Raw genomic sequence first — 13,460 nt, 5'->3', positions numbered from 1 at the left:
GCATGACGCGGTCCGCAGTGTTGTTCACCGTGGCGATGCTCGTCGCGGGCTGCACCTCCACGCAGCCCGCGGCGAGCATCGCCGAATCCGGGATGATCAGCTGCGCCGACCAGGCCGTCTGGGGCCACATCGTCGCGAACACCGACGGCCACGCCACCATCCGCACCGACCGCTGGCTGGTCCCGGACACCGGCGCGGCCGACCTGAAGGCCGCCATCACCGAACCCGTAGGAGCACACGGACTGCTGGTGGTGACCGCCGAAGAAACGTCATGGTTCCCGGACGAGCTGGGGCTCCGTTTCGAGGACGCATGGGAGCAGGACGGCCGCCATCACGACCCGGGCTGCGACGACAACCCGCAGGGCTGAAGCGGGCTGAGCAGACGACGACCGGGGTCCACGGGGAGCCCGGAACCACGTCATGGTGATCGTCGGCGGCGGGGAGCCGAGGCGCCCTGATCACCCTGGTCACCCTGGCGCGTGACCAGGGCCCAATGTCTGTTGTCCGCCGGCGTGGCGCTCAGCGGGCGCTGGCCGAGCGAGTTGTTGGGGCACGCCCACTCGCGCCGGCGCTCGCCGCGTTCCCGCCGTCAGTCGTCCCGGCCGGCGCCGAAGCCGGGGCGGTCGGGGGCCCACTGTTGCTGGACGCGGATGGCGTGGCGGTTCCAGCCGCGCTGCTCGACGAGGTGGCGCTGCAGCAGGCGGCAGGTGTCGCTCTCGCCGACCAGATAGGCGGCGCCGGGGCCGGTGGGCAGGTCGAGATCCTGGACGGCGCGCAGCAGGACCCGGGATGCCACCGCCGGCGCCTGGCCCCGGTGCACCCACGGCAGAGGAGCCCGGCCCTCGAAATCAGGGACCTCGTCGGACGGATCAGTGGTCTCGAAGACGCCGTAGGTGGCGGCGGCGCGGGGCAGGGCGGCGCGCATGGCGAGCAGCGGGACGGCTCCCGTCTCGTCGCCGATGAACAGGTGGAACCGGGCCGATTCGTCGATGGTGATCTTGGTGCGGGGCGGTTCAATCGATAGGCGATTATCGACAGTGACCGTGCGGGCCCACGTGCAGCCGGGGCCGCCGGCGTCGTGGAGGGCCACGCGCAGCACCAGCAGGGACGACCGCGGGTCGTGGCGCCAGACCGAGTAGACGCGCCGCGCGATCGTGTCGCCGTCGGGAATGCGGGCGACGACATGCGCGCCGGGTCGCATGCGCAGTCGGGGCACGTCGGGGCCGACCAGCTCGATCTCGCGCATGGCCGGCGTGAGGTCGCGTACCGACCGCACCCGCGTGGGCATCGAGGCACGCCGCGCAGAACTCACCGCGAGACCCTAACGGATAGGGTTTGGTGAATGCCCATCCGCGGAGTTCTCTTCGACGCCGGTGGCGTGCTGACCCGTCCGGTCGGCGGCCGCTGGAATCCCCGCTACGACTTCGAGAGCATCGTCGTCACGCACCACCCCGAAATGCGGCAAGACCTCTTCCCGTACGCCGTTCGGGCCGGTCAGGAATTTCTCGATGCGAGCGCCGACACAGCCAACCGCACGGATTACCACCGAACGATGCTCACGGTGCTCGGCATCGAGCCGTCACCCGTACTCCTGCAGCAGTTGGAGGCGCCGGCCGCCGGCCCGGTGATCGAGCTCTACCCCGACGCCCGCCCCACCCTCGAACGCCTCCGCCGAGCCGGCCTGCGCATGTCGGTCGTCTCGGACAACTGGGCCGGCCTCGAAGCGACGTTCGCAGGGCTCGACATCGGCCACTACTTCGATGGTTTCGCCATTTCCGAGGTGCTCGGGTGCCGCAAACCTGACCCCCGCATGTACGCCGAGGGCAGCCGGTTGTTGTCGCTCGAGCCCCCGTCATGCCTCTTCGTCGACGACGATCCCGCCCTCGTCGCGGCGGCACGGGAGCTCGGGTATCACGGGGTCACGCTCGATCGCTCGGCCGCACGTTCCGCCGAAGGGGTGATCCGCGCCCTCGACGAGCTTCTGCCGCAGGCCGCTCTCTCGTAGGTCGTGTCCCCCGGTGCTGCGCTCGGCCTTGGTCTTGTCGCCGCGCCCGGGCTCTTGTCGCCGCGCCGGGCTCTTGTCGCCGCGCCGGGCCTTTGTCGCCGCGCCGGGCCTTTGTCGCCGCGCCGGGCTCTTGTCGCCGCGCGGGGCCGCGGCGTGGTCCAGGCGGCGCTGGACCGGGCAGGATCGTCGCATGGCATACATCGATCTGGGTCTGGATGAGACGGTCAACCCGGGGATCCGGGGGCTGCTGCGCTACCGGCCCGCCACCGGGCGGCCGCTGATGGAGCTGGCCGAGGCTCTGCTACGCGGGCCGAGCACGCTCAGCCGGGGCGAGCGGGAGCTGGTCGCGGCCTACGTCTCGGACCGCAACGACTGCACCTATTGCCACCACTCGCACGGCGCGTTCGCCGCGGCCCAGCTTGAGGAGGGACGGCCGCTGGTCGACCAGGTGTGCGCGGACCCGTCGACCGCCCCGATCCCCGAGAAACTCCGGGCGCTGCTGAAGATCGCGGCGGCCACCCAGGTCAGTGGGCACGACGTGACCCCGTCGCTGATCGAGGACGCCCGGGCGGCCGGGGCGACCGACGCCGAGATCCACGACGTGGTGCTGATCGCGGCCGCCTTCAGCATGTTCAACCGCTATGTCGACGCACTCGGCACGCTGGCCCCCACCGACCGGACCCCGTACGAGGCAGCCGCTCCCCGCGTGGTCGAGAGCGGCTACCTCGCCTGAACTCCCCTACGAGGCAACCACCCGCAACGCGAACCGGCGGTAGCCGAGCCGCTCGAACGAGGCCACCATCGGCGCGTTCGTACTATCGGTGTCGGCCCGGATCGTGACCGCTCCGAGGGCGATCACGACATCGGCTTCCGCACCGCCTGCGGCCGCGGCTTCGGTACCGACATCGGCTCCGGCCCCGGCATGCGCTCCAGCTGCGGTATCCGCTTCGGCTTCGGCATCGCCCGCAGCGTCGGCATCGACATCAGCCCCGGCCCCGGCGTCCGCGTAAGCCCCGGTATCCGCTTCGGCTTCGGCTTCGGCTTCGGCTTCGGCTTCGGCTTCGGTGATCATCCAGGTGATCTCGGAGAGCAGGTCGTCGGCGTAGTGGTGGCCGCGTTGGGACGGGAGCACGCCGACGTAGCCGACCACTGGGCCGCCGTCGTTGGCCGAGGGTAGGGCGCAGCCGACCAGGGCGCCGGAATTGTCGTAAGCGAGCCGCCACCATTCGCGGGGGCCGCGCATCGACTTGTAGTCGTCCACGTCTTCGAGGGCCTGCGCGTGGGCACCGATCCGGGCGACACCGGAACGGGTGGCCACATCGAGGCTGTCCACCGAGATCTGTTCGAAGGCGTCGACGAACTCCTCGTCGGAGGCGGGCCGGAACGTCAGGCGGGTCGAGCGCTCCGGCAGCGGCTGAGCGCTCGTCCATTCGTACCGAAAACGCTCGGTGACGGTGGTGAGACCAGCCTCGGCCGCGGCGGCGAGGCGTGTGGTGATCTGCGGATCGTCGCGCCTGTCGGGCTGGGTGAAGATGTGGTACTCGGCCGGCGGCGGCACCTGGCGGATCAGCCCGGCCCACATCGGGACGGGATCGGCGACGCCCGGCGCGGCCCACAGGCAGTCGAGGGCGAGTGGCCGCTCACCGTCGGGAAACCCCCACCAGACGGCCAGCCCGACCGGAGCGTCGCCGTCGAAGGCGAGCCAGGTCCAGGCGGGGCGATAGCTACCGCTGTCGAGATAGGCGACGAACCGCTCGGCGGTCGTCGTGTTGACGGACGGCTCGGTCAGACAGGAAAGAACAAAATCAAGGTCGGACTCGACCATGGTGCGGAACAACGAAGCCTCCTGGGCGTCGATTCGCGATGCGTGAACATGCGCCCTCCTTCCCTGTCGACTTCCGTGGCGCCGTCATGCTGCCCCAGCCACCCGCCCCTGTCACCTGATTTACCGGCCACGCTCTCGACGGTGCGGTCGACGCCGGCCGCTGGTGTTCATGGGCGTGGGGTGAGGCCGGCCAGGACTGTTTCGATGAGGGTGGTGGCGAATTTGCGCAGGTCTGTCGAATGCTCCGTGAAGTGGCCGAGGAAGGCCCGGTGGAAGCAGGCGCCCAGCAGCGCCATCGCTGCGGCCGTCGGGTCGGCGTCCTCGGATACGCGGCCGATCTGCTGTTCCGCGTGCAGGTAGGCGGCAAGGGCCTGGCTGGGGATTTGCGGGCCGATACCGCGTTCGCTCAGAGCTGTGCGGTGGGCGGCGAGCAGGGCCGGCTCGGCGAACAGCGAGGCAGCCATCGGGAAGGCCTGGTCGTAGACGTTGGCGGCCGCGAGCACCACGTCGCGTAGCACCGTCGTGAGGGGTTCCCGGCCGACGCGTTCTGGTAGGGCGCCGAGCACCGCGACCAGGTTGGTCGGGCCGCGTTCGGCCAGGACGGCCAGGAAGATGTCGGTCTTGTCGCGGAAGTGTTTGTAGAGCGCCGCCTCGGACAGGCCGGCCGCGCGGGCGATCTCTTTGGTGGTGGCCCGGGCCAGGCCGCGGTCGCGGATGACCTCGGCGGCGGCGGTGACGATGCGTTCGCGGGTGCTCAACAGCGCTCCTTGACAGGGTGGTGAGTGCTCACTAACCATAGTGGTTAGTGAGCACTCACCAACCGGGAGAAGCCATGAAACTCACCATTTTCGGGGCCACAGGTGGCACGGGCGAGCAAGTCGTCCGGCAGGCGTGCACGGGCGGTCATGATGTGACAGCGGTGGTCCGCGACCCGACCCGACTGGCCTTCGAGGCGCCGTCGTTGCAAGTGCTGGCGGCCGACGTGATGGACCCGGACGCCATCGCCCCCGCCCTCGAGGGGCGCGACGCCGTGATCTCCGCGATCGGCTCCCGGGAGGCCCGCTCCCCCACGACCGTCTGCACCGACAGCGCCCGATCGATCATCGAGGCCATGCGGCAGAACAGCGTGCGCCGGCTGGTCGTGGTCAGCAACAGCGGCATGCACATCGACAGTCAGGACGGCGCCTTCGTCCGCGCAGTGATCAAGCCAGTGCTGGGCCGAGTGCTCCGCCATGCGTACGCCGACATGCGCCACATGGAAGAACTGGTGCAGGCGACCGATCTGGACTGGACGATCGTGCGCCCGCCCCGCCTCATCAACGCGCCCGCCACCGGCAACTACCGCACAGCGATCAACCAGAACGTCCCCCGCGCCAGCGTGATCACCCGAGCCGACCTGGCCGCCCACATCCTGCACACCCTGACCGACCCCACCACCGTCCGCGCCACCACCTCGGTCGCCCGGTGAACGAGCACTCAGGCTGGGTGCGGGGTTCGGGACTGGGCTGGTTGGGCGCGCAGCGCCGGCACGCGGGCGACCGCGGAGGGGGCGCCGAGGCTGTGGTCGACGGACAGCAGCGAGAGCAGGCGGATGGGGCGGTCGGATTCGGCGGCGGCCTGGATGCGGTGGTGGCCGTCGAGCAGGAAGTGGGTCAGCGCCCAGTGTGAGTAGTAGTCGGAGCCGTCGTCCGTGGCGGGCAGGCTCACGTCGAGGATCGACACTGCCACGGCCGTGGCGACCTCGCCGTCGGCCAGGTCGGAGGCGTACTTCTCGACCTGGGCCCGCTCGTTCCAGCTCGGCGGGACCATCGGGACGACGAACTCGTACAGGTGCGCGTTGTCGTCGATCGCGGTCTCGAACGTACGGTAATAGGGGGTTCGGGGGTAGACCGGCAAGCCCCAGAACGAGTCCAGGCCCCAGGTCGCCACCTGCTCCTCGGCGAAGTAGTCGCCCGGCCGCGACGGCTGCACCAGGCGCGGCCGGATCTCGAGCTGCAGCGGCTGGTAGTCACCCCGCGGCAGCAACGAGCCGAACGCCTCGATCAGGTCGTCGCCCTCGGCCGAGAACGTCTCGGTCGAACCCTCCTGCCGCTGGAAGAGGATCTGGCACGTGCCGCACCAGAACGACAGCTCGAACGCCGGCTTGTCGTCGACGAACAGCAGGCGGCGCGGATCGGAGCGCTCTTCCGACGGGGAGGAGGAGAAGCGCAGCCGCGGATTGTCAGCGTCCCCGAGGACGCGCACGGGCTCGGCATTGAGCAGCACGCGCCCACCCTAGGACCAATCCACCCCGCCCGCAGCTTCGGCCGGCAAGAAGAAGCTAGCGGGAGCGGACGACGAGTGTCTTGGCCGCCATGTCACCCAGCCGGCGGCGCCGGTCCGAGTTGATGACGATCAGGAAGCCCACCAGGTAGCCGAGGAAACCATCGATCAACCGCAGCAGCGTACGCACGAAGCCCGACAACAACCCGGGCCGCCCGCCACTCCCGGCGTCGATGACCCGGATGCCGGTGACCCACTTGCCGATCGTGAGCCCGGTCAGGCCCTCGAAGAGCGTGTAATACAGCAGCACGATGACGCTCAGCCAGACCGTGCCGGTGTTGTTGAAGCTGGTCAGCCCGAAGCCCGAGTCCGTCCCCTCCACGCCGAACGCGGACACCAGCGCGCCGTTGATCAGGCCGAAGATGAGGCCGTCGATGATGGTGGCGACGACCCGGCGGCCGGTGACCCGGACCTCGGAGGCACCCGTTGCGTACGTCATGGCCCGATCATGCCGGACGGGCGCCAACCAGGCTCGGCGCGGGCCGCCGCAGACCCGCGCGCTGACCAGCACCGCGACGGCGTTCACGAGGCCGAACGCGGCGATCTTCAAGCCCGAGGCCCCGGACATGGCCGAGGCCGACCTGGCCGCCATGGCCGAGGCCATGCCGCACATCACCGCCATGGTCGCGGCCGAGGTCCACGCGGCCGGCGACCCGACGCTGGGCTGGTGCGACAGTCAGACCGAGTTCGAGTTCACCCTCGACCTCATGCTCGACGGCTTCGAGCGCCTGCGCGGAAAGGGTCAGGCGTTAGGCGACCCAGGCCCGCTTGGCCCGGTGGCGCTGCTTGGTGCGATACATGTCGGCGTCCGCGGCCGAGGCGAGCTGGGCGAAGTCGGTGCAGCACTCCCCATACGCATGACCGATGCTCGCCCCGACCCGGCACGGACCGGTGCGGGTCTCGACGGGTTCGGCCAGCGCCCGGTGCACCCGCTCGGCCACGGCGCGCAGCCGGTCGTCCACCCCCTCGCCCGTCGCGACCAGCACGAACTCGTCGCCGCCGGTGCGGGCCAACAGGTCGTCCGGGCCGACCAGGGCAGCCATCCGGGCCGCCACCGTCCGCAGCACCTCGTCGCCGGCGTCGTGCCCGCCCGCGTCGTTGACCGCCTTGAACTCGTCGAGGTCGATCACCATCACGCCGACCTCACCGCCCGTGCGCCCGGCCAGCTCGTCGGTGAACGCGCGCAGCAGCGTCCGGTTGGCCAGCCCGGTCAGCGGGTCGTGGGTGGCCGCGTGGTGCAGCCGGGCCCGGCTCTCGGCCAGTTCGTGGTGCAGCCGGGCGTGGTGCACGGCCGTCGACGCGTGCTGGGCGAACAGTTCGAGCATCTCGCGCTGCACCGGGCCGGGCCGGCGGCCGTCGCGCGGCAGGTCGACACTCAGGATGCCGACCAGCTCCCCGGCCGGCGCGGTGAGCGGTGCGAACAGCATGTCCTCGGGGTGCCAGCCGCCGGGGCCGGCGGGCACGGTCAACGTCTCCGATGTCCAGGTGATCATCGCGTCGGGCATGTCGTTGTTGTGGTCGACGAAGTACAGCGAGCCCCACCGCTCGGCCTTGCCGAACAGCTCGTCCCAGTTGGCCGGGCTGGTCGTGGTGCCCAGCAGCGAACGGCGGATCTCCTCGGTGCCGTCGACCGAGACGACCGCGAAGTCGCCGTCGGGCTGCAGCACGTTGACCACGGCCACCTCGAACCCCGAGGCCCGGGTGACGCCGTGCACGACCGCGTCCATCGTCGCCGTCAGGTCGAGACTGGCGTGCACCGCCTTGCTGACCTCGTGCAGCGTCCGCAGGCCGTCGAGCTCGGCCAGGGCGTCGGAGAGCTGCGACGACAGATCCTCGATGCTGGTCAAGCCGCCTCCCCGATCCGCGTCCCCGAACCAGGGATCTTATCCGGCGCGGGCCGCGGTGAAAGGCAGGTCTCAATAGGCGCAGGTCACAGACTGTGGCGGGGCGGCCTACGGCGTGCTTGGGTGTGATCCGTGACTGACGCCACCGACCTGAACGACTCCACCAAGATCACGCGGTGGAAGCATCGGGTCGCCACGCCGCTGCGCGACTTCCTCCGCACCGAGGCGGGCAGCGCCGGTGTGCTGGTCGCGGCCATCGTGGCCGCCCTGCTCTGGGCCAACATGTCCGACGGCAGCTACGAGTCGTTCTGGCACACCGAGCTCAGCCTCGAGTTCGGCCGGCACGGCATCGCGCTCGACCTGCGGGAATGGGTCAACAGCGGGCTGATGACGCTGTTCTTCCTGGTCGTCGGGCTCGAGGCGCGGCGCGAGTTCGATCTCGGCGACCTGCGCGACCGGCGCCGTTTCGTGCTGCCGGCCCTGGCCGGCGTGGTCGGCATGGCCCTGCCCATCGGCATCTTCCTGGCCTTCAACCACGGCCACGCGGGCGGCGCGGGCTGGGGCGCGGCGATGTCGACCGACACCGCGCTCGCGCTGGGCCTGCTCGCCCTGGTCGGGCGGCACATCCCGGTGCAGGCGCGGCTGTTCCTGGTCACCGTGTCGGTGGTCGACGACGTGGTCGCGCTGATCGTCATCGCGGTCGCCTACTCCGACGACATACGCTTCATGCCGCTGCTCGTGGCGGCGCTGGCGTTCCTGCTGACACTGGTCATGGTGCGGGCGGGCGTGCGCAGCGGGTTCGTCTACCTGCCGGTCTGTCTGGTCGTGTGGGGCGCGACGCTCGAGAGCGGCATCGACCCGGTGGTGTCCGGCCTGGCCATCGGCCTCGCCGCCGCCGCGTACACACCCGGTCGCAACGACCTCGAGCAGGCCAGCGACCTGTTCCGCTCGTTCCGCGAGCAGCCCACCCCCGAACTCGCGCGCTTCGCCCGGATCGGCCTGCTGCAGTCGCTGTCCCCCAACGACCGGCTCACCCGCACCTGGTCCGGTGTGTCGAGCTACCTGATCGTGCCGTTGTTCGGTCTGGCCAACGCGGGCATCGTGATCGACGCCGGCTTTCTGGGTGATGCGCTGGGTTCGCGGGTCACGCTGGGCGTCTTCTTCGCGTACGTGGTGGGGAAGCCTCTGGCCATCACCGGGGTCTCCGCCCTGGTGACGCTGGCGACCCGGGGCCGCGTGCGACCGGGCGCCGGATGGGCGTCGGTGCTCGGCACCGGGACGATCGCCGGCATCGGCTTCACCGTGTCGTTCCTGATCGCCAACCTGGCCTTCGAGGAGCCCGAGCTGTCCGAGGCCAAGCTGGGGCTGCTGCTGGCCATCCCGGCCGCTTCACTGATCACGTGGACGGTCTTCTTCGTGACCAACCGGCTGCCGCGGCCGCGCAAGGCGATGGCGCTGCTGGGCGACGTCGAGGAGCTGATCGACCTGATCCCCGACGTCGACCCCGACCGCGACCACGTGCGCGGCCCGGCCGACGCCACGGTCACCCTGGTCGAATACGGCGACTTCCAGTGCCCGTACTGCGGCCGGGCCGAACCGATCGTGCGCGAGCTGCTGACCGACGACGACCTGCGCTACGTGTGGCGTCACCTGCCGCTGACCGACGTGCACCCGCAGGCTCAGCTGGCCGCGCAGGCGGCCGAGGCGGCCGGCCTGCAGGGCAAGTTCTGGGAGATGCACGACCTGATGTTCACCCAGCAGGACCACCTGCGCATCGCCGACCTGCTGCGCTACGCGGGCGAGCTGGGCCTCGACCAGGACCAGTTCCACGACGACATGATGCAGACGACCTGCAAGGACAGAATCACCGCCGACCTCGAGTCAGCCGACCTGAGCGGCGTCTCCGGCACCCCCACGTTCTTCGTCAACGGCCGCCGCCACTACGGCTCGTACGACGTCCAAACCCTGAAGGAAGCCATCCGCGTCGCCCGCGTCCGCGCCAAGATCGCCGCCAAACGCCACTGACCTCGGCGGACAGAATCTGTCGTACGGCTCCCTTAGAGTTTCGGGCGTGGAAGCGGTAGCGGGGGCGCCGGCCAAGGTCCGGGAGGCGCGCGTTCAGGGGGCGGCGGCGCTGGCCAATGGGCCGCGCGAGCTGCTCGACTTCGTGCTGCCGTTGTGGGCCGGGGCGGCCGTGGGGGCCAGCGCCACGCAGGTGGGGCTGCTGGTCGCGGTCGAGCTGGCGGTGTCGATGGCGGCTCGGCCGGTGGCCGGGTGGCTGGCCGACGTCCGGGATCGGCGGCGGGTGGCGGCCGTGGGGGCGCTGCTCTACGCGCTGTCCTGCGTGGGTTACGCCTTCGCCGGCGATCTGGCGATCGCCTTCGGCTCCGCCGCGGTGGGCGGCGTGGGTGGTGCGTTGCTCTGGGTTTCCGTACGAGCCATGGCCGCCGAGCGATTGGCCGAGGACTCGGCCGTGTTCGCCAAGCTGACCGCGGCCGAGGAGAACGGGTCGTGGATCGCCTTCGTGGCCGGCCTCACGCTGTTGCAGGTCGCCGGTTATCGCTACGTCTTCCTGGCCTGCGCCGCCGCCTGTCTGCTCGCGGCGGCGGCCCTGCTCAGCGCGCCGGCCCGGGTGGTTCCGCCGGCGCCGCCGTTGCCGGGGAGCACCTGGCGGCGGCTGCGGCCCATGCTGCTCGCGGTCGTCATCACGATCGCGGCCGAGGCGGCGATCGGGCTGCTGCTCCTGCTGCACCTGCAACGGCATTTCGAGCTCGAGGTCGTCCAGATCGCGTACGTGTTCCTGCCCGGCGCGATCGTCATGGCGCTGCTGCCGACGTGGTTGCACCGGTTCGTGGTGCGTTACGGGCGCACGCGGGTGCTGGCCGTGGCCTCGGTGTCGTCGGCGGTGTTCGCGGCCGCCCTGGCCTGGTCGCCGCCGGTCGTGGTGATCGCCGGGCTGTGGATCCTCAGCGGGGTGGCCTGGGCCGCCGTGATCCCGATCCAGCAGGCGGTGATCGCCGAGGCGTCGGGCGCGCGGGTCGGGCGCGGGATGGGCGCCTACGAGGCCGCCGTCCTGCTCGGCGCGTTGATCGGCTCGGTGGCGGCCGGGGTGCTCTACGACGCCGCTTCCTGGGCGCTGGCCTGCGCCGTGGCCGCCGCCGTGATCCTCTCGGGCGCCGTGCTCGTGCCGTGGTCGGTCCGCGCCGTCGGCGTGCCCGACATACCGCCGCCGCCCCCACCGGTCGTCGCCCCGAAACCGGAAGGCACCCCGCATCCCGACACGACCTCGCCGAACACCCCACATGCCGACACGACCCCCGCGGACGCCACGCGTGTCGACACGCCGCCTGCAGACGCCCCGCATGCCAACATGTCCCCTGCGGACGCCTCGCGTGTCGACACGCCTGCAGAGGTCCCGCCCGTTAGAGCTCGGCACGGCGCCACGCCGGCCGGGGACGCAACGGGTGCCGAGCCACGGCCTGAGCCGAAACCGGCCCGATCTCCGTACCGAAGGCTCATCGAGCACGCCGCGATCTACACCATCGCCCAGATCGTGCTGCTCGTCCTGGCCGAGTCCTGGCTGCTCGACCTGGCCCGGGGCAGTGGCGACGCCCTCAACGGCACCCGCGAGGGCGGCGAGTCCTTCGTCTACGCCGCCGGTCGCAGCTGGACCTTCATCATCGTGATCGATCTAGTGTGGACTCTGATCGCCGCACGCCGAGCCCGGAGGAAACCTCAGTGACTTTCGCCCCGAAGCGCCTGACCCGCCTGCGCACCCAGCTCCAGCGCCGCGTCGACGACGGTTTCGCCCCGGGCATGCTCGCGCTGCTCTCCCGCCGCGGCCAGGTGCACGTCGAGGCGACCGGCTACCTCGCGTACGAGGGCCCGGGCGCGACCACCCCGATGGCCACCGACACGATCGTGCGTATCGCCTCCATGTCCAAACCGATCGTCTCTGCCTGCGCGATGACCCTGGTCGAGGACGGCACCCTGCGCCTGGACGACCCGGTCGACGAGTTCCTGCCCGAGCTGGCCAACATGTCCGTGCTGGCCGACCCGAGCGGGCCGCTCGACCACACCGTCCCGGCCGAGCGGGCGATCACTTTGCGTGACCTGCTGACGTACACGCTCGGCACCGGCATGGTCCCGGCCGAGCCCGGCACCGTCCCGATCGCCGACGCCCTCGACGACATCGGCTTCCCGCCCCCGGCCGACTTCCTGACCCGGCTCGGCGCGCTGCCGCTCGTGCACCAGCCCGGCGAGCGCTGGCTGTACGACACCGCCGCCGCCGTGACCGGCGAGCTCATCGCCCGGGCCACCGGCACGAGCTTCGGCGCGGCCCTGCGCGAGCGCGTGTTCGAACCGCTCGGCATGACCGACACCGGCTTCGTCGTCAGCCCGGGCAGCATGGCCCGGTTCGCCACCGCGTACGACGCCGAAGTGGCCACCAAGATCGAGGACGGCCCCGACGGGCTGCTCAGCCGGCAGCCGGCCTTCGAGAACGGGGGCGGCGGGCTCGCCTCGACCGCCGACGACTATCTCGCTTTCGCCTCGGCTCTGATGGCGGGCGGCCGCGGCGTGCTCTCGCGGCCGTCGGTGCGGCTGATGACCACGGACCATCTGACCCCGGCCCAGAAGGCGGTCTCCGGCTTCCGTCCGGACTACTTCGCCGATCGGGGCTGGGGCTTCGGCATGTCCGTCCAGACCAGCCAGAACCGCCTCGGGCTGTCGGCCGGCGCCTACGGCTGGCCCGGCTACTACGGCACGGCCTGGTACAACGACCCGGCCGAGGACCTGACCGCGATCTTCATCGTGCAGCGGGCGCACGCCGGCGACCAGACCCTGCCGCTCTGGACCGACCTGTGGACGGCCGTGTATCAGGCGATCGACGACTGACCAGCGTCTCGCGCATGGGGTGTGGACGCTCGACGATGGAACCGCGGGCGCCGCGCCGGTTGACTGAAGGCATGTTCGCACTGAGAGTGACCGCGCTGATCGCGGCAACGATGACGACCGGGTTGATGGCCGGCGTGTTCGGCCTCTACCAGCACACCGTGATGGTCGGTCTGGGGCGCTCCGACGACCGGACGTTCGTGGGCGCCTTCCAGGCCCTCGACCGGGCCATCATCAACCCCTGGTTCATGATCAGTTTCTTGGGCGCGCTGCTGTTCACGGCCGTCTCGGCGTTCCTCAGCCCCGGCGCGAGGATCCTGCCGTGGGTACTGGCCGCCCTCGTCCTCTACATCATCGTCTTCGCCGTCACCATCGGCATCAACGTCCCGATGAACGACGCCCTCAAGGCGGCCGGCGCCCCCGACCAGATCCCCGACCTGGCCGCCGCCCGCGCCACGTTCGACGAAGCCCGCTGGACCGCCTGGAACCTGGTCCGCACGCTCGCCACCACGGCCGCGTTCGGCTGCCTGTGCTGGGCCCTCGTCGTCCGCGGCGAGCTCGGCTAGGGCCT

Annotated in this window: 14 protein-coding genes; 8 read left to right on the top strand and 6 right to left on the bottom strand. The window is 71.0% G+C overall.

What is annotated here, in order from left to right:
- The first annotated feature begins 2 nt into the window (after positions 1-2).
- Positions 3-368 (top strand): hypothetical protein, encoded by a 366-nt coding sequence (locus tag M1L60_RS27300; protein WP_253240386.1) that lies wholly within the window; start codon positions 3-5, stop codon positions 366-368.
- 221 nt (positions 369-589) lie between these two features.
- On the opposite strand, the gene M1L60_RS27295 is transcribed toward M1L60_RS27300, so the two are convergent.
- Positions 590-1,312, bottom strand: a complete 723-nt coding sequence (locus M1L60_RS27295; protein ID WP_253240385.1) for a siderophore-interacting protein — start codon at positions 1,310-1,312, stop codon at positions 590-592.
- 30 nt (positions 1,313-1,342) lie between these two features.
- Here M1L60_RS27295 and M1L60_RS27290 point away from each other — a divergent pair, with 30 nt between their 5' ends.
- Together M1L60_RS27290 and M1L60_RS27285 are read left to right on the top strand one after the other, a co-directional pair.
- Positions 1,343-2,005, top strand: coding sequence for an HAD family hydrolase (locus tag M1L60_RS27290; RefSeq protein ID WP_253240384.1), 663 nt, complete (start codon positions 1,343-1,345; stop codon positions 2,003-2,005).
- Between the two features lie 190 nt (positions 2,006-2,195).
- A complete protein-coding gene (locus tag M1L60_RS27285) occupies positions 2,196-2,738 on the top strand; it encodes a carboxymuconolactone decarboxylase family protein (protein WP_253240383.1) in 543 nt (180 codons plus the stop codon).
- Positions 2,739-2,744: 6 nt separating this feature from the next.
- Here the strand turns inward: M1L60_RS27285 and M1L60_RS27280 are convergent, their stop codons facing one another.
- Both M1L60_RS27280 and M1L60_RS27275 read right to left on the bottom strand, forming a co-directional pair.
- A complete protein-coding gene (locus tag M1L60_RS27280; protein WP_253240382.1) occupies positions 2,745-3,842 on the bottom strand; it encodes a GNAT family N-acetyltransferase in 1,098 nt (365 codons plus the stop codon).
- Positions 3,843-3,997: 155 nt separating this feature from the next.
- On the bottom strand, positions 3,998-4,588 hold the full coding sequence (locus M1L60_RS27275) for a TetR/AcrR family transcriptional regulator (protein ID WP_253240381.1): 591 nt from the start codon (positions 4,586-4,588) through the stop codon (positions 3,998-4,000).
- Positions 4,589-4,662: 74 nt separating this feature from the next.
- Between M1L60_RS27275 and M1L60_RS27270 the strand changes: the two genes are divergently transcribed.
- Positions 4,663-5,298, top strand: a complete 636-nt coding sequence (locus M1L60_RS27270; RefSeq protein WP_253240380.1) for an NAD(P)-dependent oxidoreductase — start codon at positions 4,663-4,665, stop codon at positions 5,296-5,298.
- 8 nt (positions 5,299-5,306) lie between these two features.
- Here M1L60_RS27270 and M1L60_RS27265 read toward each other — a convergent pair whose 3' ends face one another.
- The 3 genes from M1L60_RS27265 to M1L60_RS27250 form a co-directional block, all read right to left on the bottom strand.
- Positions 5,307-6,095: a hypothetical protein gene (locus tag M1L60_RS27265; RefSeq protein WP_253240379.1), complete on the bottom strand. Its 789-nt coding sequence runs from the start codon at positions 6,093-6,095 to the stop codon at positions 5,307-5,309.
- Positions 6,096-6,150: 55 nt separating this feature from the next.
- The gene (locus tag M1L60_RS27260; RefSeq protein ID WP_308208544.1) at positions 6,151-6,765 is read right to left on the bottom strand and encodes an RDD family protein; all 615 of its coding nucleotides are present in this window, start codon (positions 6,763-6,765) and stop codon (positions 6,151-6,153) included.
- A 136-nt stretch (positions 6,766-6,901) separates the two neighbouring features.
- A complete protein-coding gene (locus M1L60_RS27250; RefSeq protein WP_253240378.1) occupies positions 6,902-7,999 on the bottom strand; it encodes a sensor domain-containing diguanylate cyclase in 1,098 nt (365 codons plus the stop codon).
- A 129-nt stretch (positions 8,000-8,128) separates the two neighbouring features.
- Between M1L60_RS27250 and M1L60_RS27245 the strand changes: the two genes are divergently transcribed.
- The 4 genes from M1L60_RS27245 (at position 8,129) to M1L60_RS27230 (ending at position 13,455) form a co-directional block, all read left to right on the top strand.
- Positions 8,129-10,021 carry a Na+/H+ antiporter NhaA gene (locus M1L60_RS27245; RefSeq protein WP_253240377.1) on the top strand — a complete coding sequence of 631 codons (1,893 nt, stop codon included), beginning with the start codon at positions 8,129-8,131 and terminating at the stop codon, positions 10,019-10,021.
- A 46-nt stretch (positions 10,022-10,067) separates the two neighbouring features.
- A complete protein-coding gene (locus tag M1L60_RS27240) occupies positions 10,068-11,738 on the top strand; it encodes an MFS transporter (RefSeq protein ID WP_253240376.1) in 1,671 nt (556 codons plus the stop codon).
- Positions 11,735-12,892 (top strand): serine hydrolase domain-containing protein, encoded by a 1,158-nt coding sequence (locus tag M1L60_RS27235; RefSeq protein WP_253240375.1) that lies wholly within the window; start codon positions 11,735-11,737, stop codon positions 12,890-12,892. The genes M1L60_RS27240 and M1L60_RS27235 overlap by 4 nt, the downstream gene beginning before the upstream one ends.
- Before the next feature lie 71 nt (positions 12,893-12,963).
- Positions 12,964-13,455, top strand: coding sequence for an anthrone oxygenase family protein (locus tag M1L60_RS27230; protein WP_253240374.1), 492 nt, complete (start codon positions 12,964-12,966; stop codon positions 13,453-13,455).
- The last annotated feature ends 5 nt before the right edge of the window (positions 13,456-13,460 follow it).

The organism is Paractinoplanes aksuensis, assembly GCF_024137025.1.
In the GTDB taxonomy this organism is placed as follows: domain Bacteria; phylum Actinomycetota; class Actinomycetes; order Mycobacteriales; family Micromonosporaceae; genus Actinoplanes; species Actinoplanes aksuensis.
Note: the sequence above shows the minus strand (reverse complement) of the source record. Positions and strands in the feature narration are given on the sequence as shown.

Coding starts and splice junctions, on each gene's coding strand:
- M1L60_RS27230 (WP_253240374.1), top strand. CDS start 12,964: ATGTTCGCACTGAGAGTGACCGCGCTGATCGCGGCAACGATGACGACC.
- M1L60_RS27300 (WP_253240386.1), top strand. CDS start 3: ATGACGCGGTCCGCAGTGTTGTTCACCGTGGCGATGCTCGTCGCGGGC.
- M1L60_RS27285 (WP_253240383.1), top strand. CDS start 2,196: ATGGCATACATCGATCTGGGTCTGGATGAGACGGTCAACCCGGGGATC.
- M1L60_RS27290 (WP_253240384.1), top strand. CDS start 1,343: ATGCCCATCCGCGGAGTTCTCTTCGACGCCGGTGGCGTGCTGACCCGT.
- M1L60_RS27270 (WP_253240380.1), top strand. CDS start 4,663: ATGAAACTCACCATTTTCGGGGCCACAGGTGGCACGGGCGAGCAAGTC.
- M1L60_RS27260 (WP_308208544.1), bottom strand. CDS start 6,765: ATGTGCGGCATGGCCTCGGCCATGGCGGCCAGGTCGGCCTCGGCCATG.